Origin of the sequence: Streptomyces brasiliensis, from assembly GCF_014647875.1 — a bacterium.
Taxonomy (GTDB): Bacteria; Actinomycetota; Actinomycetes; order Streptomycetales; family Streptomycetaceae; genus Streptomyces; species Streptomyces brasiliensis.
Genome location: NZ_BMQA01000007.1, coordinates 317,388 through 339,281, shown reverse-complemented (window position 1 = coordinate 339,281; position 21,894 = coordinate 317,388). Strand labels below are relative to the sequence as shown.

19 protein-coding genes and 2 pseudogenes are annotated in these 21,894 nt (G+C 71.1%); 12 read left to right on the top strand and 9 right to left on the bottom strand.

The window, feature by feature from the left end; all coding sequences use genetic code 11:
- Positions 1–107 precede the first annotated feature (107 nt).
- The gene (locus tag IEZ19_RS14430; RefSeq protein WP_189311533.1) at positions 108–812 is read right to left on the bottom strand and encodes a DUF4232 domain-containing protein; all 705 of its coding nucleotides are present in this window, start codon (positions 810–812) and stop codon (positions 108–110) included.
- Positions 813–998: 186 nt separating this feature from the next.
- On the opposite strand from IEZ19_RS14430, the gene IEZ19_RS14425 reads away from it, so the two are divergent.
- Positions 999–2,378 carry a helix-turn-helix domain-containing protein gene (locus IEZ19_RS14425; protein ID WP_189311532.1) on the top strand — a complete coding sequence of 460 codons (1,380 nt, stop codon included), beginning with the start codon at positions 999–1,001 and terminating at the stop codon, positions 2,376–2,378.
- Here the strand turns inward: IEZ19_RS14425 and IEZ19_RS14420 are convergent.
- From IEZ19_RS14420 to IEZ19_RS14400, 5 genes and pseudogenes are all read right to left on the bottom strand, one after another.
- Positions 2,362–3,468, bottom strand: a complete 1,107-nt coding sequence (locus IEZ19_RS14420) for an acyltransferase family protein (RefSeq protein ID WP_189311531.1) — start codon at positions 3,466–3,468, stop codon at positions 2,362–2,364. The two genes, IEZ19_RS14425 and IEZ19_RS14420, sit on opposite strands and share 17 nt — an antisense overlap.
- Positions 3,469–3,536: 68 nt before the next feature.
- A pseudogene (gene tatA / locus IEZ19_RS14415) lies at positions 3,537–3,698 on the bottom strand (Sec-independent protein translocase subunit TatA); the annotation flags it as partial.
- Positions 3,699–3,759: 61 nt separating this feature from the next.
- Entirely contained in the window at positions 3,760–5,472 is a 1,713-nt protein-coding gene (locus IEZ19_RS14410; protein ID WP_229840327.1) for an LCP family protein, read from the bottom strand.
- 108 nt (positions 5,473–5,580) lie between these two features.
- The gene (mgtA, locus tag IEZ19_RS14405) at positions 5,581–8,283 is read right to left on the bottom strand and encodes a magnesium-translocating P-type ATPase (protein ID WP_229840325.1); all 2,703 of its coding nucleotides are present in this window, start codon (positions 8,281–8,283) and stop codon (positions 5,581–5,583) included.
- The gene (locus tag IEZ19_RS14400; RefSeq protein ID WP_189311530.1) at positions 8,276–8,638 is read right to left on the bottom strand and encodes an ArsR/SmtB family transcription factor; all 363 of its coding nucleotides are present in this window, start codon (positions 8,636–8,638) and stop codon (positions 8,276–8,278) included. Before IEZ19_RS14400 ends, mgtA begins: the two co-directional genes overlap by 8 nt.
- A 185-nt stretch (positions 8,639–8,823) precedes the next feature.
- On the opposite strand from IEZ19_RS14400, the gene IEZ19_RS14395 reads away from it, so the two are divergent.
- The 6 genes from IEZ19_RS14395 to IEZ19_RS14370 all read left to right on the top strand — a co-directional run bounded on the left by IEZ19_RS14395 (position 8,824) and on the right by IEZ19_RS14370 (position 13,556).
- Positions 8,824–9,207 carry a BlaI/MecI/CopY family transcriptional regulator gene (locus IEZ19_RS14395; protein ID WP_189311529.1) on the top strand — a complete coding sequence of 128 codons (384 nt, stop codon included), beginning with the start codon at positions 8,824–8,826 and terminating at the stop codon, positions 9,205–9,207.
- 6 nt (positions 9,208–9,213) lie between these two features.
- On the top strand, positions 9,214–10,146 hold the full coding sequence (locus IEZ19_RS14390; RefSeq protein WP_189311528.1) for a M56 family metallopeptidase: 933 nt from the start codon (positions 9,214–9,216) through the stop codon (positions 10,144–10,146).
- Between the two features lie 221 nt (positions 10,147–10,367).
- Positions 10,368–10,706, top strand: a complete 339-nt coding sequence (locus IEZ19_RS14385; RefSeq protein WP_189311527.1) for a MerR family transcriptional regulator — start codon at positions 10,368–10,370, stop codon at positions 10,704–10,706.
- Positions 10,707–10,936: 230 nt separating this feature from the next.
- Positions 10,937–11,140: a cold-shock protein gene (locus IEZ19_RS14380; RefSeq protein ID WP_007383480.1), complete on the top strand. Its 204-nt coding sequence runs from the start codon at positions 10,937–10,939 to the stop codon at positions 11,138–11,140.
- A 245-nt stretch (positions 11,141–11,385) separates the two neighbouring features.
- A complete protein-coding gene (locus tag IEZ19_RS14375) occupies positions 11,386–13,008 on the top strand; it encodes a DEAD/DEAH box helicase (RefSeq protein WP_189311526.1) in 1,623 nt (540 codons plus the stop codon).
- Positions 13,009–13,268: 260 nt separating this feature from the next.
- Positions 13,269–13,556, top strand: coding sequence for an SCO5918 family protein (locus tag IEZ19_RS14370; protein WP_189311525.1), 288 nt, complete (start codon positions 13,269–13,271; stop codon positions 13,554–13,556).
- Positions 13,557–13,560: 4 nt separating this feature from the next.
- Here the strand turns inward: IEZ19_RS14370 and IEZ19_RS14365 are convergent, their stop codons facing one another.
- Entirely contained in the window at positions 13,561–14,760 is a 1,200-nt protein-coding gene (locus tag IEZ19_RS14365; protein WP_189311524.1) for an acyltransferase family protein, read from the bottom strand.
- 352 nt (positions 14,761–15,112) lie between these two features.
- Between IEZ19_RS14365 and IEZ19_RS53045 the strand changes: the two genes are divergently transcribed.
- The 3 genes from IEZ19_RS53045 (at position 15,113) to IEZ19_RS14355 (ending at position 16,697) form a co-directional block, all read left to right on the top strand.
- Positions 15,113–15,301, top strand: coding sequence for a hypothetical protein (locus IEZ19_RS53045; protein ID WP_189311523.1), 189 nt, complete (start codon positions 15,113–15,115; stop codon positions 15,299–15,301).
- Complete coding sequence (locus IEZ19_RS53040; protein WP_308428963.1) at positions 15,301–15,429, top strand: hypothetical protein; 129 nt, start codon at positions 15,301–15,303, stop codon at positions 15,427–15,429. Before IEZ19_RS53045 ends, IEZ19_RS53040 begins: the two co-directional genes overlap by 1 nt.
- Before the next feature lie 299 nt (positions 15,430–15,728).
- Positions 15,729–16,697, top strand: a complete 969-nt coding sequence (locus tag IEZ19_RS14355) for an alpha/beta hydrolase (protein ID WP_189311522.1) — start codon at positions 15,729–15,731, stop codon at positions 16,695–16,697.
- 58 nt (positions 16,698–16,755) lie between these two features.
- Here IEZ19_RS14355 and IEZ19_RS14350 read toward each other — a convergent pair whose 3' ends face one another.
- Positions 16,756–18,111, bottom strand: a complete 1,356-nt coding sequence (locus tag IEZ19_RS14350) for an FG-GAP-like repeat-containing protein (protein WP_189311521.1) — start codon at positions 18,109–18,111, stop codon at positions 16,756–16,758.
- A 140-nt stretch (positions 18,112–18,251) separates the two neighbouring features.
- Between IEZ19_RS14350 and IEZ19_RS14345 the strand changes: the two genes are divergently transcribed.
- Positions 18,252–19,271 (top strand): hypothetical protein, encoded by a 1,020-nt coding sequence (locus IEZ19_RS14345; protein WP_189311520.1) that lies wholly within the window; start codon positions 18,252–18,254, stop codon positions 19,269–19,271.
- A gap of 15 nt (positions 19,272–19,286) precedes the next feature.
- Positions 19,287–19,433 (top strand): annotated as a pseudogene (locus IEZ19_RS14340) (ATP-binding cassette domain-containing protein); the annotation flags it as partial.
- A gap of 84 nt (positions 19,434–19,517) precedes the next feature.
- On the opposite strand, the gene IEZ19_RS14335 reads toward IEZ19_RS14340, so the two are convergent.
- Complete coding sequence (locus IEZ19_RS14335) at positions 19,518–21,779, bottom strand: peptidoglycan recognition protein family protein (RefSeq protein WP_189311585.1); 2,262 nt, start codon at positions 21,777–21,779, stop codon at positions 19,518–19,520.
- Positions 21,780–21,894: the final 115 nt, after the last annotated feature.

Below are 21,894 nucleotides of genomic sequence, written 5' to 3'. Positions count from 1 at the left end.
GGCTGAACAGGTGGCGGGCGGGTAGTACCGGGGTACTACGGCACGGGCGACGGGCTCTCGGCTTCCCACCGCCCGAGGCCGCAGTTCCTCCAGCGCACACGCGGGTGTCACCAGTCGACGGCGTCGTCCATCGACTGCTGCCAGTACGTGACCTTGAGCGAGTCGTCGACGTAGACGCCCTTCGCGGGCAGCGACGGATGGGCGCCCGCGCCGACGCTCTCGTTGCCCGCGGGGCCGTGGAAGTAGACGGTCAGGGACTTCACGATGTGGCCGTTCGAGCCGCTGCCGTCGGTGGCGGACAGGCTCACGGACGCGTACCCGGACTCGCCCGGCCTGAGCGTGACGACCGCCTGCGGCTGCGACTCCTCGACGACCGGCGGCACGGCCTGGGCCTCGCCGAAGCGGACCGCCGGGTAGCCGTAGAGGTAGCAGCTCGCGCCGCCGGTGTTGGTCACCGTGAGCAGCATGTGGTTCACGGGGCGGGTCAGCGGGGCCGCGACCGTCCTGGTGTTGGAACCCTCACAGCTGACCGGCTTGCCGGAGGAGGCGGGTGCCTTCGACGCGGGAGTGTGCGGGGCGGGCTTCGAATCGGCGGCGGGCTTGGCGTCGGAGGAGTCCGAGGCATTCGAGGAGGAGTTGGGGCCGGAGCTCGAGGAAAGGGCGCCGGAAGAGGGGCTCTTGGTGGCGGTCGCGGCGGCACCCTCGTCGTGGGTGCCTGTTCCGTCGTTGCACGCGGTCAGGCAGAGCGCGGCGAGTACGGCGGTCGCGGCGGCGCCGGCGAGACGGGTCCGGGAGGTGCGGAGGTTGTTCATGCGGCTGTGCCCTTCGGTGTTCGGGTGGCGGTGGTGATTGGATGACCGAAGCTTGCGAGGTGATCCGTCCCAGCCGCCACGCACAGCGGGCAGTTGGGGACGCTGGAACACCGAAACGCGCCCTGACCAGAGAGAAAGCAACAGCCCTGGAACGCGCGACTGGAATACGGGGACGAGGGGGAACGGGTGTCGGGGGCAACGGAGACCGGGGAGACGGAGGCGTTCGCGCGGCTGCTGCGGGAGCTCAAGGACCGCTCGGGACTGAGCTACGGGGCGCTTGCCGAGCGGCTGCACATGAGCACGTCGACGCTGCACCGCTACTGCAACGGCACCGCGGTGCCGGTCGATTACGCGCCGGTGGAGCGCCTCGCAAGGGTCTGCCGGGCAACTCCGCAGGAGCTGGTCGAACTGCACCGACACTGGATCCTGGCGGACGCGGCACGTCGGCGCAGGGCGGACAAGGCCGCGGCAACCGGTCCGGCTCCGGCTCCGGCTCCGGAAACTGGTTCGGACGGTTCGGCTGATGCGCCGGAAGCGGCGGGACCCGGCTCGGCGGTGTCGCACGGACAGGGCGAGGGCGAGGACGGCGAGCCGGTTGTCGTCGGCGTGCCGGGCGCGCCCGCGCCGCCGCGTCGTCGCCCTGGGCTCCGTCGCCGCCGTACTGTGCTGGTCGCCTGCGTCGCGGTGGCCGCCGCACTGGGAGCCGTGGTGCTCATGGTTCGTTCGCCGTTCGGCGGGGACGGGAACGACACGGAGGGTCGGCAGGTGGCCGGTGGCACCGTCGCGATCACCGGTACCGCGGACGCCGGGAAGCCCTCCGCCGCCCCGTCCCCCGGTGCGGAGGGGCATGGGTCCGCACCGGCCTCCGCCTCCCCGACCGGGTCCGAGGGCTCCGGGTCCGGGTCCGGCACCTCGAACGGCGACGGCAAGCAGGGCGCGGCCGAGTCCGCCGGCGGCAGTGCCACCGGCGCCGTCCCGCTCACCGTCGGCGCCCGTCCGTATGTCTATGACAACCCGTGCAGCCAGCACTTCCTCGTCGACAGCGAACCCGAGCAGGTCGGCCCGCCCGCGAACGAACAGGACGCCCCGCGCTGGGCAGCCGCATACGGTGCGGTCTCCTCGGGCGAACAGCGGGTCGCCCTCACCGTCCAGGGCACCGGCGCGGACACCGTCGTCCTTGAGGCGCTGCACGTACGCGTCCTCACCAAGGGCGCGCCGCTCGCCTGGAACGACTACTCGATGGGCGTCGGCTGCGGCGGCGGCGTGGACACCCGGTCGTTCGACATCGGCCTCGACAGCGGCAGTCCCAGGGTCACCGTCAAGAACGGCCGGCGCGACTTCCCGTACAAGGTCAGCGAGTCCGACCCCGAGGTCTTCTACGTCACGGCCCACACCACGGCACACGATGTCCGCTGGGACCTCACCCTGGACTGGTCCAGCGGCAGCCGCCGCGGCACCATCCACATCGACGACGACGGCACCCCGTTCCGCACCAGCGCCGACGTCGGCCGCCCCGGCTACGACTACCCACTGGGCGGCGGCGAGTGGATCAAACGCGAGAACTGACGGTGAGATGTGACCGGTTGCGCGCCGCCTCGGCGGCATCCCTCCGGAACGCCCATTCCATCCCGGGTTCCATCGAGAAGCGGAACAGCCGCCGGACGGGCGGAGTGCACAGTACCGTCATGACCGCGGCGGCGACGAAGGTGACCGTGACCTCGCCGAGGGGCCGGTGCACCCAGGCGGGGTCGTACCATCCCCAGAACTTCGACCCCTGGGCGACGAAGCCATGCAGCAGGTAGCCGTACAGCGTGCCGGCGCCCAGCACGGTGAACCACGTCCGGCGCCCCGGCACCCATGCCAGGAAGCAGGCGACCAGCACCACCGAGCAGCCGAAGGTCGCCAGGGTCATGACCGGCCCGTACCAGGCGGGCGCGGCCAACTGCTCGGCGCTGTCGTGATGGAAGAACCAGGCGTAGTTCATCCGCGGGACCGCCCAGTAGGCCACGGCGAGCGCACAGACGAACACCGGCACGGCCAGGATGCGCACCTGCCATCGGCGCACCAGCCGGAAGTGCTCCGGCTTCAGGCAGAGGCCGAGCACGAAGTACGGCAGGAACTGCAGCACGCGTTGGAGGCCGAGGTCGTTGCCGATCGACGGCGACACGGTCGCCGTCATCGCGACGGCAAGCGCGAGCGGCAGCGGCCCACGCACGCGCTCCCACATCGGGGTGGTCAGCCGCCAGATGAACAACGCCGCCAGGAACCAGGTCAGATACAGGGGGTCGAGCAGGCTGATCTCGCGGTCCGGGGCGTCGTCGGTCCAGCGGGTGAACAGGGTGTAGGCCACCTCGAAGACTACGTACGGGACGGCGACGCCGGTGATCAAGCGCCTGACGCGCTGCGGGCTCGCGTCGAAACGCCGGGAGAAATAGCCCGAGATGACGATGAACGCCGGCATGTGGAAGGCGTACACGAGCGTGTAGAGCGCGGTGACCGTACGGCTGCCGTCACGCAGGGGCTCCCAGGCGTGCCCGATCGCCACCAGCACGATCGCCAGGTACTTGGCGTTGTCGAAGTACGCGTCCCGTCCGCCGGTGGATCCGGGTGGCCGAACGGGAGGTCGAACCTGCGTCTGGAAACAACGGCGGGGCATTCACAGCACCGTAGTCACCCCTCACCCGCCCCGTAAGTGCGCCCCGGAAACGGAGTTCCAGGAACTCAGGCGGCGTCGTCCTCCTTCACGGCCTTCGCCTCACTCTTGAGGATGCGCATCGACTTCCCCAGCCCGCGGGCGGCCTCGGGCAGCTTCTTCGAGCCGAACAGCAGGATGATCACGATCGCCACGATCAGCAGGTGCCAGGGTTCCAGTCCGTTGCGGAGCATCCCGCCCCCTTCTTGATTGCCGTCGGCTTTGTTGCTGCCTTGCGCAACTGTACAACCGGACTCATTCGTCGGAGTCGGGCCTGCCGCTCGCCGCCGCGTACGCCTGGGCCGGCGTCATGGGGACACCACCCAGGGCGACCGTCTTGTACGGGCTGACCTTGGCGCAGGTCTTGGCCTGATCGGCGGTCTGCGCATGGGCGTTGGAGACCGCGGCCTTCGTGTCGGCGGGCGCGGGCGAGGTGGTGCCACCCGGGTAGACGGAGCCGCTCGGCCAGTCGCTGCCGATCACCAGCGTCAGGCCCTTGCCGGTGCCCGCCTTCAGGTGCGAGGTGGGCAGGCCCAGGGCCCGGGCCGCTGTCCGCGCCTCGGCCTTCTGGTCGGCGCCGTAGGTCAGGGTGGTGGTCGTCGCGGGGCTCGGGGCGTTGGCCGTGGTCGTACCGGAACCGAAGCCCTGGACGGTGAGAGCGGCCGCGACGGTGGAGGCGCGGCCGGTGACGCCGGTGCCGTTCTCGACCGTCACGGCGATCCCGGCGGCGGGCACCGGCGCTGCGGTGGCCGTCGCCGAGGCCGCCGCGGACTTCTTGCCCGAACCGGTGGTCAGGGACTGGTCGTCCGCGATGGTGGAGAAGAGTGTCTTCGCGTCCGCACCCACCACCACGCGGTTGCTGTCGGCGGGGTCGGGGGCGGTCTGCATGGTGGCGAAGGTCAGCCGCTTGGTGGGGACCTTGTTCACGTCGTCCGCGAGCGCGATCAGCTTCTTGACGCTGCCCAGACCGTCGTCCACGGTCAGCGCCTTGGTGGCGGCATCGGCGAGGGCGTAGACCGCAGTGGGATCGGTGAGCGTACCCGCGCTCTTGAACTTACGGATCATGGCGCTGAGGAAGATGTGCTGGGAGACCGTACGGCCGAGGTCGCTGCCGTCGCCGAAGCCGTGCCGGGAGCGGACGAACTGCAGGGCCGCCTCGCCCTTGAGGGTGTGGGTGCCCTTGGACAGCTTCAGGTGCGAGTAGGTGTCGTAGACGTCGTCGCTGACGCAGACGGAGACGCCGCCGACCGCGTCGGACATCTTCACCACGCCGGAGAAGTCGAGCTTGACGAAGTGGTCGATGGTGATGCCGGTGAGCTGGTGGATGGTGGCCACCTGGCAGGCGGGGCCGTACTGCAGCGCGCTGTTGATCTGGCCGCGGTAGCCGGCCGTGGCGACACCGGTCGCGCTGTCCTTGCAGGCCGGAATGTCGACGATGGTGTCGCGGGGGATGCTCATCACGGTGGCGTTGGAACGGTCCGCGGAGATGTGCACCACCATCTGCACGTCCGCGTTCCCGCTGCCGGTCTGCACCCCGGTCTTCGAGCAGCCGCCGCCGAGCTTGCAGTCCTCCTTGCTGGTACGGCCGTCCGAACCCATCACCAGGATGTTGATCGGCGTACGGCCGAACGCGTCGGCCTTCTCCGTACCGCCCTTGCCGTCGAGCGAGACGCTGTGGATGTTGCCGTTCAGGTGCGCGTAGAACCACCATCCGGCACCGGCGGTGACCATGATCAGTACGGACAGGCATATCCCGGCGATCTTCAGCACGCGCCTGCCGCGGTGCACCGGCCGGACCCGGCGCCCCGACCGCGTACCGCCACGTGAGCGTACGGCCGACCCCGCCGCCCGGCCGCCCGACGGACGCGCGGCGGGGTCGGCCGTACGCTGTCGGGGCGCGCGAGCGGTGCGGCCACGTGTGGCCTGGCCGGCCGGACTGTCCCGGTGACCGTCCCAGGGGTCGCTCATCTCCCACTCCCATGACGGTCGGGGCAGGCGGAGCGGAGCCCCACCTCGGTTGCGTAGTTGCGCAATCTAACAAACACGTGTGTCACAGAGGACAGATCCTGTGGCAATTCACAGGTGAGACATCTCATGGGCCGCGAGGTGCTCGCGCGACGCGGGACCGTACCGTCGCTCGTAGCGCGCTCTCACCGCCAACAGGCCGACGGCGTACAGCGCGAGGACGGCCGTGAGCAGCAGGTAGTACATCGGCGGGAGCGCGGTCAGGCCGAGCCACGATCCGAGGAGTGACGGTGGCAGCAGCAGGCCGATGGCGGCCAGCGCCGCCGCTGCCCGGGCGACCGGGCCCGGCCCCCGCCGCTCCGCGGTGCCGCGGCCGACGCGCAGCAGCAGCATCACCAGGGCCTGGGTGAGCAGGTTCTCGGTGAACCAGCCGGAGTGGAACACCGCCTCGTCGTCGACGTTCCCCGGACCGCGCAGGGCGACCGCGAGGACGCCGAAGGTGGCGAGGTCGGCGACGGCGTTGAGCACGCCGAAGCCGGTGATGAAGCGCAGCAGGTCCCGTGGCCGCAGCGCGGTCGGACGGCCCAGCACCGACGGATGCGGCCGGTCGTGGGCGAAGGCGAGCTGGGCCGCGTCGAAGCACAGGTTCTGCACGAGGACCTGGGCCGGGAGCATCGGCAGGAACGGCAGCAGCAGGCCCGCGAAGAGCATCGCGACGACGTTGCCGAGGTTCGAGGACAGCGTGATGCGCAGATACGTGGCGATGTTGCCGCTCGCGTGCCGCCCCGCGGTGATGGCGTGGGCGACCGCGGTGAGGTCCTTCTCGGCGAGCACCACGTCGGCGCCCTCACGGGTCACGTCGGCCGCGTCGCGCGGGGCGATGCCGACGTCGGCCGCGCGCAGGGCCGGCAGGTCGTTGACGCCGTCGCCGAGGAAGCCCACGGTGTGCCCGGCGGTCCGCAGCGCGTGCGCGATCCGGGCCTTGTCCTCGGGGGTACAGCGGGCGAAGACGGTCGTGCGACGGGCCAGGTCGGCGAGTTCGGCGTCGGTGAGGCCGTCGATGCGGTCGGTGGTGAGCATGTCGTCCTCGGCGACGGCGATGCCGAGGTCGCGACAGGCACGGGCGGCCGTTCCCGGGTGGTCGCCAGTGAGGATCTTTACGGCGACGCCCCGCTCGGTGAGGACCTTCAGCGCATTGGCGGCACTCGGCGCCAGGGCGTCCTGGAAGGTGATGAACCCCAGGAAGGCCAAGCCGCGTTCGTCGGCCGGGGTGTGATCACGGACGCGGACGGGGCGTTCGGCGGTGGCGACCGCCAGGACGCGCAGACCCCCGTCGGCCTGGCCGGCGGCGAGGTCGCGGAGCCGTTCGCGCTCGTCCTCCGGGAGGACGCAGCGTTCCAGGACGGCCTCGACGTCTCCCTTGACGACCAGGGTGTGGGTGCCGAGGCGTCCGGGTGTCCGTACGACGGCGGTGGCGAGGCGGCGGAGCGGGTCGAAGGGGACGGCGGCCGTCCCGTCGTACGCCATGAGCGTGTCCTCGTCGGCCGCGTCCAGGATGGCCTCGTCGAGGGCGTCGGGTGTCGGCAGGTCGGCGAGTTGCAGGGTCCACCAGGCGTTGACGGCGGCCCAGTGCAGGACCTCGGGGTCGTCCCGGCCGTCCGGGGCGAGAGTGCCGTGGACGACCGGCCGGTCCTGGGTGAGGGTGCCGGTCTTGTCCAGGCACAGCACGTCGACGGCTCCGACGTCGTGCAGCGCGGGCAGCCGCTTCACGATCACGCCGTGGGTACGGGCCAGCAGCGAGGCGCCGCGGGCCAGGCAGGTGGTGACGAGGACCGGCAGCATCTCCGGCGTCAGCCCGACCGCCACCGCGACGGCGAACGGCAGCGTCTCCAGGCCGCGTCCGCGCAGCGCCGCGTTGGCCATGAGGACCAACGGCGGGGTGAGCAGCATGAACCGGATCAGGATCCAGGAGACGCCGTGCACGGAACGGTCGAAGGCGCTCGCCCCCGCCCGGCCGGAGATCGAGCCGTGGGCGGCGGCGAACCGGGTGTGCGCGCCGGTCGCGGTGATGACCGCGGTGGCGCTGCCGGACACGACGCTGCTGCCCTGGAAACACAGCTGCGGTTGTTCGAACAGGCCACCACCGGCCGGGTGCGGGAGGTCGTCCGCGTACTTCGCGACGGGGGCCGACTCCCCCGTCAGCGCGGCCTGGTGCACGGTCAGGCCGCTGGCGCGCAGCAGTCGTACGTCCGCCGGAACGAGGTCGCCGGACCCGAGCCGGACCACGTCGCCGGGAACCAGCTCCACCACGGGGACTTCACGGGACGCCGCCTTCCCGTGCTCGCCGGTGCGGCGCAGCACGGTCGTGGTGGTGGCGACCAGTTCGCGCAGTCCGGCCATGGACCGGTCGGCGCGGTGCTCGCCGGACGCGCGCAGCACACAGCTGACCACGACCAGGAGGAGGATCACCGAGGCGGTGCCCCAGGCGAGGACGGCCGCCGACACCAGCCCCAGGCACAACAGGACCGCGGTGAAGGGGTCCCGCAGACTGCGTACGAACAGCCGCGGCCACGACGCCGCACGCCGGTCCGGAACCGTGTTCGCGCCCAGCCGCTCCAGCCGCTCCTCGGCCTGCGCCTCCGTCAGGCCGCGCGGCCCGCTGCCGAGCCCGCGCAGTACCTCCAGCACGGACGGCGCCGCATGTCCCGGACTCGACGTCGCGGCGCCGGCACCCGGGCCTTCGCCAGGTGCCGATACCGCTCCGGGCCCGGACATCTCGGCGTCCGGCCCCGGAGCCGCGGTGGTCTCAGCCACCGGTCCCGCTCAGCCGGCGTACCGGTGCGGAGGCTCGCTGCGAGCGCGCGCTCAACTGGCCGACCATCACCCGCACCACCGTCACGACGTCGGGGTCGTCGACGTAATAGACCTGCCGCCGGCCCTCACGACGCGAGCGCACGAGGCCGGCGAGCTTCAGCTTCGCCAGATGCTGGCTGACCGCGGGCAGTGCACCGCCCACCCGGTCGGCGAGGTGCGTGACGTCGCTCTCGCCCTGGGACAACGCCCACATCAGGTGCAGCCGGGCCGACGACGCCAGCAGCCCGAACGCAGCGGCCGCCTCCGACAGAACCTCGGCGGACGGATCCTCGAAGCCACCGACGTTCTCCGACACAGCCCTCTCCCGTCCCGCCCACATCACGTCCGCCGCACACGCGCCCACCCAGTGTAGGTGGGCGGTCTCGGGGTGCGGGCGGTGCGGGACGAGCGGCGAAAACGGGCCGTGGACAAGCGCTTTGTACGATGTGCACCCCCGGCACCGCGTGTCGAGCCGGCGGGGAGTCGGAAGGGAGACCGCGCGTGGCGGAGCCGGATCCGCGCCGTCGGCGCAGGGCGCAGGGCGCGTTGGAGACGCAGGTGCTCTCGGCGCTGCACACGGCCGGGAAGCCGGTGACCGCGGGCTGGGTGCAGGAGTACCTCGGCGCCGACCTCGCGTACACGACCGTGATGACGGTGCTGGCCCGCCTCCTGGCGAAGAGCGCCGTCACGCGCAGGCGCGAAGGGCGCTCGTTCGTGTGGCTGCCCGCCGCGGACGAGGCGGGGCTCGCCGCGTTGAAGATGCACCGGGTCCTGGACGGCGAGCAGGACCGCAGAGCGGTGCTGGCCAGCTTCATCACCACGCTGCCGGAGGGCGACGAACAGGTGCTGCGCGAGCTGTTGGACCAGGCCGGCGACGAGGACTGAGAGCGCATGGGCATTTTCGTGCTCCTCCCGCTGGTGCTGCCGCTGACCGCCTGGCCGATCGCGCGCCTGGCCGCACAACGCCTCCACCCGCGCACCGCCACCGTGCTGCTGACCGGCGTCTCCTCCGTCATGGCCGTGTGCAGCACGGTGTGTCTGGCTCTGCTGATGGTGGTCGGCACCGCTCAACTGCCCGGCAATCCCCTGCCGGACGGCTGGTCGGATCCCGAGGTGCGCGAGAGCGTGCCGCGCCACGAGATCGCCGGAAAGGCGGCCATCCCGGCGCTGATCGCGGTCGTGGCGAGCTGCGCTCACGCCGTGCTGCGCCACCACCGGGTACGGCGGCGAGCCCATGCGGCCCTGACGGGTCTGCCACCGACCGAGGTGGCGGTGCTCCCCGACGCCCAGCCCTACGCCTACGCCCTGCCCGGCGGCCCGCGCGACCGGGTCGTCGTGTCCACGGCCATGCTCACCGGCCTCGGCTCCCGGGAGCGCCGCGCCCTGTTCGCCCACGAGCGCGCCCACCTCACCGCCCGGCACCACCGCCACCTGCTGCTCGTCCAACTGGCCGCCTGCGCCAATCCGTTCCTACGGCCCCTGCGGACCGCCGTCGCCTACACGGCGGAACGCTGGGCGGACGAGGAAGCCGCCCGGGCCGTCGGCAGCCGCAGGACGGTCGCCCGCGCGATCGGCAAGGCGGCCCTCGGCCCACGCGGCACCCCCGCGCCCACGCTCGCCGGCCTCGCCGCCACGGGCCCGCTCCCCCGCCGGGTGGCAGCCCTCCTCGGGCCGGCACCTGCCGCCCGCGCCTGGCCGCCGGTCTTCACCACCGTGGGCCTGGCCCTGTGGACCGCCACCGCCGGAGCCCTCCTGTCGGCGATGTTCTCGGCCGACTCGGCGGTCACCCTGCTGCTCCTGCTGCACGCGGCCACACGCCTCTGACACCAGTTCGATCACCGGTCGAACTGGTGACCCCCTGGGGAAGCGAGTCCGCGGGCCATCGTGACCCGGCCCCGGCGGCGGGGGGAAAGGCTGTCACGGCGGAGACACATATCCGTGCCCGCCGGCGTTAGGGTTGTCGCACGAGGCAGACGGTGCTGAATCCTTCGGAGCACGGGTGCCACGCGCGTCCGAGCCCTCGCCGTCCCCGAAACGAAGGTGCCATGCCTGCTGAGAACGCCCCTGTCGCCGGCAACCTCGACGACGACGACTATCCCGCCTACACCATGGGACGTGCCGCGGACGTCCTCGGCACCACTCCCGCTTTCCTCCGGGCCGTCGGCGAAGCCGAGCTGATCACTCCCCTGCGTTCGGAAGGCGGCCACCGCCGGTACTCCCGCCGTCAATTGCGCATCGCCGCCCGCGCCCGTGAGCTCGTCGACCAGGGCACCCCCATCGAGGCCGCGTGCCGCATCATCTCTCTCGAGGACCAGCTGGAGGACGCCCTCCGCCTGAACCGGGACATGCGCCGGAAGCTGGGCGAGCACGGCGCGGATATCTAATCCCGCCGGTACAGAAATACGGACTCCCCCGGGGCAAGGATCACCGAACGATCCCGAAAACACACGGGGCTTCCCCCCGACCTGTGTTAACGTGATAACAGTTGCAGTTTTGGTTGCCAGAGATTTGTTTCTTTAGCAGAGCTTTCCGGATCTTTCCGGAGGGGTGATCATCGCGGCGACTCGGATCCGCAAAGTGCGGAATCCGGCACTGCCCCAAAGGGAGATTCAATATGGCATCTGGCACCGTGAAGTGGTTCAACGCGGAAAAGGGCTTCGGCTTCATCGAGCAGGACGGCGGCGGCGCCGACGTGTTCGCCCACTACTCGAACATCGCCACCTCCGGCTTCCGCGAGCTTCAGGAAGGCCAGAAGGTTACCTTCGATGTCACCCAGGGCCAGAAGGGCCCCCAGGCCGAGAACATCGTTCCCGCCTGACGCTGACACGAACCATGTGGCTGGGGCCCGCGCTCTTGGGGTGCGGGCCCCAGCTCATTGCTTTCCCGGATTTCCCGGCTTCCCGAGGTTTCCCCGGGTTTCCCGGACAGACCGACAGTCCCGGCCTCACCATACGGAGAGGCCCGGCTTTTCGCATTTCCTTCGGCCCATTCTTGTGAATCCTCGCGCGGCTCCACGCCGCCGGACGGAATTCCTCGATACGCCGCATCGAGGAAGGTTCCTCCATGAACCGCACCCGTGGTACCGGCGGCCGCTCCGGCCGTTTCCACGCGGACAAGAATCCGACACGCTCGGCAGGCAGCACGCGTGGCAGCCGCTTCCGTGCGCAGGAGACCGGCCGGCAGAGCCCTCGTCCCGTCACCGGACGCCGCAGCGGCCAAGGAGCACGCTCCTCCGCACGCCGGCAGGAGTTCGCCCTGCCGGTCACTCTCACGGAGCCGCTCCCGGCGGTCGAGACGTTCGCCGAACTGGAGATGCCCGCACGTCTGGTGGCCGCGCTCGGCACCGAGGGTCTCACCGTGCCCTTCCCGATCCAGGCGGCCACCATGCCCAACGCGCTGGCCGGGCGGGACGTCCTGGGCCGCGGGCGCACGGGCTCGGGCAAGACGCTCGCCTTCGGACTGCCTCTGCTGGCCCGTCTGGACGGACAGCGGGCCCAGCCCCGGCAGCCGCTCGGCCTCGTCCTCGCACCCACCCGGGAACTGGCCCAGCAGGTCACCGACGCGCTCGCCCCCTACGCCCGCGCCCTGCGTCTGCGGCTCACCACGGTGGTGGGCGGCATGTCGATCGGCCGTCAGGCGAGTGCGCTGCGCGGCGGCGCCGAGGTCGTGGTGGCGACGCCCGGCCGTCTCAAGGACCTCATCGAGCGGGGTGACTGCCGGCTGGACCGGGTCGCCGTCACCGTCCTGGACGAAGCCGACCAGATGGCCGACATGGGCTTCATGCCGCAGGTGACCGCGCTGCTCGACCAAGTCCCTGCTGGTGGCCAGCGGTTGCTGTTCTCGGCCACCCTGGATCGCAACATCGATCTCCTCGTACGCCGCTACCTCCACGACCCCGTGGTGCACTCGGTCGACCCGTCCGCGGGAGCCGTCACCACCATGGACCACCATCTGCTGCACGTGCACGACGCCGACAAACACACCACCGCGACCGAGATCGCCGCCCGCGACGGGCGAGTGATCATGTTCCTGGACACCAAGCACGCGGTCGACCGGCTGGCCAAGCACCTGCTCTCGGTCGGTGTGCGTGCCTCGGCCCTGCACGGCGGCAAGTCCCAGCCGCAGCGCAACCGGACGCTCGCCCAGTTCAAGGAAGGCCACGTCACGGTCCTGGTGGCCACCAATGTCGCCGCCCGCGGGATCCACGTCGACGACCTCGACCTCGTCGTGAACGTGGACCCGCCCACCGACCACAAGGACTACCTGCACCGCGGCGGCCGTACCGCCCGCGCCGGCGAGTCCGGCACCGTCGTCACGCTCGTCCTGCCGCACCAGCGTCGCGCGATGGACCGGCTGATGGCCGACGCCGGCATCACTCCACAGAGCGTCCGGATCCGCCCGGGCGAGGCCGAACTGCATCGCATCACCGGCGCCCGGACCCCCTCCGGCGTGCCCGTCACCGTCACCGCGCCGGTCCCCGAACAGAGCGCACGCACGGGATCCGCCTCCCGGAGCCGCAGGGGACGGACCGCCGGCCGCGGCGCGAGTGGACGAGCCACCGCCGGCCGTGACGACGGGGGACGGGCCGCCACCGGTCGCGACGAGAGGGGACGAACCACCGGTCGCGACGAGAGGGGACGGGCCACCGCCCGAGCCCGTCGCTCCGCCCCGAGGAACAACCCATAGCCCGGGCACCGGGACGCGCTCCCGGCGGTCGGGGCGAGCCTCGCCGCCCGTCCTGGCCGGGAGGACCCTTCGCCCGCCCTGCCCGCCCCGCCGAAGAGGAGAAGCCCTTGACGCCGCGTCCGCCCTGCGCCGTACCCGGCGACTCCGGATCTCCGGAACCTCACGACAGCCCGTCCGACCCACCAACGACGTAGGACCCGCTGACCGCGTCGCGCGGTCCACCCCTCCGGCGTTTCTCCCCCGACCCTGTGGAGCCAGACATGCGCTGTGTCATCGCCCGTTACCCCTTCGACCTGACCAAGAGCGAGGTCGAGCAGTCGATGAGCGGCATCACCCCCGAACCCGTCACCAGCGTGAGTGTGACCATCGACCGCCGTGTCTACCCCGTGATGCAGGTCGGGGAAGTGATCACCGGGCAGAACCGCCGCGACTTCACGGTGGGTGAGATGCGCCGGGCGCTGACACGGCTCGGCTTCACCTGCCACGACGCGCCCCCGGCCGCGCCGGCCCGGGACGGGCGAGCCGACGAGGGCGCGCTGGGCTGGTGACCGTTCACGCCGCCCTGCCGAAGGAGCGCAGGCGGACGAACGACGATTCCAGGCCCCGTTTCATCAAGCGGGCCGCCGGCCGTTCCACCAGACGGTGGACCAGCCAGCTCAGGAGCAGGAAGCCCGTGACGAGCACCGCCAGGAGCAGGCGCGGGTCCATCGTGTCGTGGAGGCGGTTGATCAGCGTCGTGCCGGCCACGTAGTGCATCAGGTACAGCGGGTAGGTCAGGCAGCCCGCCGTCACCAGCCACTTCCAGCGGATGCGGTCCGTGAAGCCCAGCGCGACCGCCACCATGACCAGCAGGAAGACCGTGAAGATCAGCACGGAACCACGCCAGCTGGAGACGCCTTCGTACTCGACCCGCAGGCCCAGTTCCCGCTGGCCCATCAGCCAGGCCATCGCGAGGACGCCCCAGAGCAGCAGGTCCTGGCCAAAGCGGTGCATGAGGTAGAGGGCCAGGCCCGCGATGAAGTACCAGGCGCCGCTCGGGTCCGCCGCCAGCACCAGCAGCGGGAACTTGGACACCGGCGCGAGCATCGCCGCCGCGCCCCACACGCAGCAGAAGACGACGACCCTGCGGTACGTCAGACCCATCGCCACCACGACCATGAAGAGCAGGTAGAAGCGCAGCTCCGACCAGAGGGTCCAGTACACCATGTCGACGTTCGACACGCCGGAACCCGACTGCAGCATCGTCAGGTTGAGGAGGATGTCGCGGCCCTGCGGGCGGTGCCACACGCCCGGCAGCACGAGCAGGACGGCCGTCGTGAAGGCCACCCCGACCCAGTACGCCGGGTAGAGGCGGATCACCCGGGACACGAAGAAGTCCTTCGGCGCACGGCCCCAGCACGACATGCAGATCACGAAGCCGCTGATCACGAAGAAGATCTCCACGCCGATCCAGCCGAACGACGCGAAACGGAACACCGTCGGCATGATCTCGGACGCCGGGCGGCCCCAGATCACATTGCCCGGCTGGTCGACCCGCTTGGTGCCCGCGTAGTGGTGCAGGGCGACCATGAGCGCGGCGACCAGGCGTATACCGTCGATGACATAGAGGCGGGGGCGGGGGCGGGTCCGGCCGGCGGTGACAGCGGTCCGCTCCGGCGCCGTGCTCGGCGGTGGTTCCGCCACGGCGACGCCTCCACCGTGCGCGAGCGTCTCGGTGGTCGGGGGGAGCGGCTGCTGAAATCTGCCCTGCATCAGAAGTACGCCATCCTCACGCGGCGAGCCGACGGAAGCCTGGACCCGACGGACACGGACGCCTCACGCTACGTCCCACGGAATCGGACCAGTTCGGACAGAGAGTCGTAATTCGGCCGCCTGTCAGGTGACCTTTCAGAGACTCTTGCGGGCACGCCACCCGACGTTCTCCTTCACTTCACTCGCCGAGCATGCAACCCTCCGGCACACCGTCGTCCCGCCGTCACCACGGCAACTCTCCCGCGTTCTCCCAGAACGTGCCCGTCGGGCCGGTCTCATCGAGCGACGCCAGACGCACGACCACCTCGACGGTCCGGCGCGCCCCCGCCTACCCACGCCGTGAGATCCGAGCATGGAGACCGCCGCCTTCGTCGCCGCACACACGACGGCGGGGACCCGCGACTCGTGGCGCTCGGGATCGGTGACGCCCAGAGCGAGCCCGGGCCGCTCGACATGTGACGTCGCCGAGGTCATCGGCCGCGGGCTCGGTGTGCCCACGGCGTCGCTCGCGCCCGAGGACGCCGGCGAGCACTTCGCCTGATGGGTCCGTTCATCGGGCTCGACGCACCCTCCTCCAACACGATCACCCGTGAGCTGCTGAGCTGGGAGCCGACGCGTCCCACCCTGCTCGAGGACCTCGAGGACGATCACTGCTTCGACGAGTCCTGAAGGTTCTCGGGGTTCCTTCGGTGCGTACGTCTCCGGCAGCGTGTACACCGGGGGGCGGTGGCGGTAGGCCGTGGGGAACTCGCCCACCACGCGCCGGAAGGCGTGGCTGAAGGCGCTCTCCGAGGCGTAGCCGAACTCGTACGCCACACCGGCTACGGACCCGCGGGGCAGCCGGCTCCCCGGTTCCGCGGGCTGAACCGGACCGAGGTCCTCCGCCCGGGCACGACGGATGCGGTCGTGTCCTGGGCGGAGGACCCTGGCAGGACGACCGTCATCTGCCACCACCTGCGGGATGTGTCATGACCGACCAGGCCACCGATACCGTCGTTCTGGAGCCCGCCGCCCAGCAACTCGCCGACGCCACCTCCAAGCCGCCCTTCGTGTACGAGCTGTCGCCCGAGGAGGCACGCAAGACGCTCGACGATCTGCAGGCGGCACCGATCGGGAAGCTTCCGGTCGACGAGGAGTGGGTCACCGTCCCGGTCGACGCCGGTGACGTCCGTGTGCGCATCGTCAAGCCGCCGCACGCCCTTCTGCCGCTGCCGGCCGTGGTCTACCTGCACGGTGGCGGCTGGGTCCTCGGCAACGCAGGCACCCACGACCGGCTCGTACGCGAACTCGCGGTCGAGGCGCGGGCCGCCGTCGTGTTCGTCGAGTACACCCGCTCGCCCGAGGCGCATTACCCGGTCGCGCTCGAGCAGGGCTACGCGACCGCCCGCTGGGTCGCCCGCCACGGCGCAGATCACGGCATCGATCCGGCCCGCATCGCGGTCGCCGGCGACTCGGCCGGCGGGAACATGGCCGCCGCCCTCGCCCTGCTGGCCAAGGAACGCGGGACCGTGGACTTCGTCCACCAGTCGCTGTTCTATCCGGTCACCGACGCCGCCATGGACACCGGCTCCTACACACAGTTCGCCACCGGCTACTTCCTGACGGCCAAGGCGATGGAGTGGTTCTGGGACGCCTATCTGCCCGACGTCTCACGCCGTACGGCCATCACGGCCTCGCCCCTGCACGCGTCCCTCGACCAACTGGCCGGTCTGCCGCCCGCCTTCGTGATAGTGGACGAGGCCGACGTGCTGCGTGACGAGGGCGAGGCGTACGCCGCCAAGCTGCGGGCCGCGGGCGTACCCGTGACGGCGGTCCGCTACGACGGCGTCACCCACGACTTCATGATGCTCACCCCGCTCGCCGCCACGCACGCCACCCGGGCGGCGGTCGCGCAGGCCGGCGCGATGCTCCGCGCTGCTCTGGGCACGGACGACTGAGAGGGATCCGGCCGTTCCCATGCGATCGCCACGTCCCGGGAGCCATCGCCGTTGATCATCAGTCCGCCAGAGCGGCGCCGAACCACGGGCGCGCGCCGAGGCCCAGGGACTGGACGGTATGCAGCGAGGAGCCGGTGCCCGTGGGGCCGGAGGCCGTGCCGGGGAGGTAGTGGAGGCGGCCGATCCCATCGGCGGAGGCGACCAGTTCGGCGCGTCCGTCGTGGGTGAAGTCGCGCAGCAGGACCGACGAGCCGAGCCAGTCGGAGTGCTCCCCGAGATCGCCCTCGACGCCGGGTGTCCTGACGTCGTACTGGCGGGAGGCCTTCCCGGTGAGGCCGCCCGTACCGCCGCGCAGGACGGTGACCGCGCCGGGGTAGATCCCGGCGCTGACGGATCCCTCCATCGACTCCATCGGGATGCCCACCGCGAGGTCCGCAAAGCCGTCGTTGTTCACGTCGCCCGCCGACACGTCGTACCCGAAGTAGTCGGGGTACTCGGATGTGCCCGGAACGCCGGTGGTGTTCTGGGTGATCGACCTGACCGAGGTGCTGGGACCGGCCGAGGTGCCCTTGAGGACGTGCACGGCGCCGCCCTTGCCGGAGCGGGGAACGCCGATCGCGAGGTCTCCGTAGCCGTCCCGGTCGAAGTCGGCGATCGCGGCACTCGCGTGGGTGTCGTCGCCCGAGCTGGGCAGACCGATCTTCCGCGGCGGAGCGGCCGGACCGCCGCTGCGGCCCCGGTAGAACCAGACGCGGTTCGTACGGGTGTCCACGTCGTAGCCGAGGACCGCGAAGTCGGCCGTGCCGTCCTTGGTGACCTTGCCGGAGACCACGAGGTCCGGCTTGATGTCCTCGCCGTTGACCGGATCGAGGTTGGTGGCCTTGCCGTGCCCGCCCGTCTTGGTGAACGGGCCGCGTTCGACGTAGACGTAGTCGTCGGTGATCGCGACGACGTCCGGCTTGCCGTCGGCCGTGAAGTCCCCCACGGCGACGTCCTTGGCGAAGCCGCAGGCCTTGCAGTCGGGGCTCTTGAAGGACGTCCCGTTGGTCAGGCCCGACTTGGAACCCCACAGGATGGTGAAGGTGCCGTGGTAGGAGCCGTCGTCCTCGCCGGGGGCGGTGACGACGAGGTCGCCGTAGCCGTCCTTGTTCATGTCCGCCGGCGTGATCTTCTGGCCGAAGAAGTCGTCCGTCTCGGCCGTGCCCGCGATGTACGGCGTGTTCTGCGTGATCACCGAACGCTTGGCGAAGTCGGGGCCGTGGGCCGTACCCCAGACGACCACCACGGCGCCCGCCTGCTTCTTGCCGGCCACGGTGGCAGCGGACGCGGGCGCGGTGAGCGCCAGCGGGGTGAGGCCGGAGGCGAGGAGCACGGCGGACAGCAGCCAGGTGCGCTTGCGCAAGGTGTCTCCCATGGTCGGGGCGGATCCTGGGGTTCGGTTCGCGATGGAAAGACCCGCGGCGGGAGGCGGGGGTTGTACGGGAGTTCGGTGAACTTCTGGGACGGGTGTTTGTTTGGATGGGGTGCCGGCACCGGCTCAGGGGAGGGGACCCAGTGACACGTACGACACCGCCGCGGCCATGGGACGTGGCCGCGGAACTCGCCGAGTTGGCGGCGTACGCCCGGACGGCCACGCGACTGCACCCGCGGCCGGGTGCTCCCGGCGTCCACGACAGCTCGGTGGGCGGGCCACTGCTGTGGCCGGCGGACGAGCCCTGGCCGGTCCACGCGCCGCACCGTCCGTGCGGGCCCCTGAGCACGCTCGACGACATCCGCACCCGGCGCGGTCTGCTCACCATGGCCTGGCAGCGCCCCCGCGGGCCCCGCGAGAACCTGCTGACCAAGCCGGAGCAGGAGATCGTGGACCGCATCCAGGCGGGCTACGCACCCGAGTTGCTGCCCCGAGGACCGCTCCCGCTGATCCCCCTGGCCCAGCTCCACGCCCGTGACGTGCCCACGCTCCCGTTCCCGGAGGGGACGGACCTGCTCCAGGTGCTGTGGCTGCCGTTCGACGAGATCGAGGGGGCCTCCGCGGCCGTGCAGCTGAGGTGGCGGCGGGCATCGGACGTGGGTGAGGTGCTGGAGCGGCCGCCCGTGCCGCCGTACGCCGAGCAGAGCGACCATGTGCCCGAGCCGTGCGTCCTGCATCCTGAGCAGGTCCGCGAGTTCCCGCCGCATCACCTTCTGGACGAGCCGCTGGAGCAACGCCTCGGCACATGGGCGAAGGAGCGGTCGGCGGACTACACGTCGGATCTGTCGGTCGCGCCCGGCTGGAAGGCGGGCGGCTGGCCGGCCCGCTTCACCTTCCGTGACCCGGCCGGCTCCGACGAACTGCGCTGCGGGCAGTGCGGCGGGCCTGTGGAGGCGCTGCTCACGGTCGACAGCAGCGAGTGGGACGGGGCGACCGGCAGCTGGCGTCCCCTCGAGGACGGCGAGGACGCCGAGAAGCCGGCCGGCCATCCCTACCGAACGGCGCACGCCCCGACCATGGTGACCGTGGGACGCGGCTACACCCTGCAGTTCTACTACTGCGTCGGCGACCCGGCCCATCTGCCCGTGACGATCATGCAGTAGCGCGGCACGGGCCGCCGCCCGGCGGAGCTGTCCGGCGGCCGACAGCAACGCGCCGCCGTCGTAAGGGCGTTGGCGGCGAAGCCCACGGTCGTGTTCGCCGGCGAACCGACCGGCGCGCTCGATCTGCGCGGCACCCGCCAGGTCCTCGACCTGCTGACCGCGGCCGGTACGAGAACGGCGCAGCCCCGGACCAGTGGTCCGGGGCTGCGCCGTCGTGCAGTCAGGTGATTCAGGAGCCCTCAGGGGCTACTTGATGTACACCAGGCCGTCCGTGGTGATGGTCGGGCGGCCGCTGGTGCCGACGACCACGATCTTGACCGTGTGCTTTGCGCTGGTGGACCAGGACTTGGTCCAGATCGCCTGGCGGTACAGGGTCGAGGACGACTTCAGGTCGACCGTCGAGACCTTGGTGCCGTCGACGTACACGTACACCTGGCCGGAGCTGGACGCCCGGGAGACCACCCAGGAGGCCGAGCGGCCGGTGAACGTCCAGGTCAGGCTCGCGTTCTTGGAGGCGCTGGAGTACGACTTGCCGCCGAGGTAGCTGGAGGACGAACGAGTCGTCCAGCTGCCGGACTTGGTGGCCGAGCTCTCCTGCAGGATCATCGGGGTGAAGGCGGGCGAGGACGTGCGGTAGTTGCCGGCCCAGTCGTAGGCGCGCATCGACCAGGTCGTGGCCTTGCCGGACGCGGCGGTGCGGCTCGAGCTGGTGGTGGTCGGGCCGTAGGTGGCCGTGGCCGGGGCCAGCAGCTTCACATAGCGCAGGGCCTTGTCGTCGGTGGCCTTCCAGCCGAGGGTCACCGGGACGGCGGTGGTGTTGACGGTGCCAGTACGCAGGGTGAGCTTCGGGTTGGTGCTGAAGGTGGGCGCCGTCGTCTCGGCCACGAAGTTCAGCGCGGCCGTCGTGGTCGTCTTGCCCGACTGGTGTACGGCCTTGACGGCGACGGTGTGGTTGCCCAGAGCCAGGGTCGTGGCGGCCGAGGTGGTGCTGCCGGACACGGTGGTGACGGCCTTGCCGTCGACCAGCAGCTGGTAGCTCTTGATGAGCGAGGACGGCGTGGTCGCCGACCAGTGAAGCGTGATCGCGCCCTTGGTGTAGTACGTCGTGCCCGACAGGCCTGCGCCGTCGACCGTGGTCGTCTTCAGGCCCTGGACCGGGCCGGCCGCCCAGGCGCGGATGGTGGCGAGCTGGGCGTAGAGCTTGTCGCCGGGGCACTCGGTGGCGTAGCCGTCACGGTGGCCGGAGATGCGGTTGAAGGTGTACTTGGTGCCGGCGGTGAAGCTCTTCTTGAACCAGTTCGTCTGCGTGGCACCCGCGTTGAGCGCGACGGTCCCGGCCGGGTCGGCGCCGTACTGGCCGAGCTTCCAGGCCGCGATCCGGGCGACCGAGGCGAGCGCGGCGTTGGAGGCACTGGTGGAAGTGTACTCGCCGAGCACGGCGATGCCGGTGGACTCACGGTTCCAGCCGTAGGTGTGGGCACCGAGGACCGGGAGGCCGACACCGCCCTTGCGGCCCTCGAAGATCGTGCCGCACTTGTCGACCAGGAAGTTGTAGCCGATGTCGTTCCAGCCGTTGGTCTTGACGTGGTACGTGTAGATGCCGCGCACGATCGCGGCCGAGTCGGCGCACGAGTAGTCGTTGGTCTCGGCCGTGTGGTGGACGAAGACGGCCTTCACGTCCGCGTTGTACTCGGACGGATCGGGGCTGATCGACTCGTCGGCGCCCCAGCCGGCGCGCGAGGTGATCGGCGGCTTCGGGGCGGTGGAGGGCGGCGCGGTGGGCGTGGTGGCCGTCGGGCTCGCGGGAGCGCTCGTCGTCGGGGTCACCGAGGCGGGCGTCGAGGCGGGCGTCGAGGGAGATGCGCTCGCCGACTCGGTCGGAGCGGTCGTCGTCGCGGTGTCCGTCGGGTCCGGAGTCACCGTCGTGCCGTCGGTCGGCGCGGGCGAGTCGGTCGGGGTGTCCGTGCTCTCGGCCACGGCGAAGGCGGCCGGATCCGTGCCGGTTCCGTCCGTCTTGGTCTCGGCGTCGGTCACCACACCCGGGTCGACGAGATTGACCTCGAGTCCCTTGGGCAGCACGCCTGTTGTGCCGTCCGCGTGGACGACCTGCGCCTCGACACCGTCGGAGGGGCCGACCCAGAGGGGCTCGGACGCGCCGCGCACACCCTGATCCGGCTTCTCCAGCGGGTCCGCGTCGACCTCGAGGTCGTGCCAGGCGCTCCACTCGCCGGTCTCCATGCTGCGGGTGCGCACCTGCGCCTTGCCGTCGAGAGGCTTGGTGGCGCCCGTCCAGGAGACGCCGAGCAGCGAGAACTGCTTGGTCTCCGTGCGTGGCAGCTCCCGCTTGCCGCTCGCGTCGCCCTTGAGGGCGAGGTCGAAGACCTTCACCGGCCGCTTGGCCCGGCCGTGGGCGCCGGCGTCGTGGGAGGGACTGGCGACGGCGTAGGTCACCACGCCACCACCGCCCAGCACCACGGCACCGAGCGTCAGCCACACCCGGCCTTTCAGGCTCAACGGTCTATACGCATGCGTACGTCGGCTCACGACGTTTCCCCACCCCAAAGTCGGTCACAACAGGACCGCAGACGTTAGAAGTTGGTCACACTCGGCACATCCGTCACTC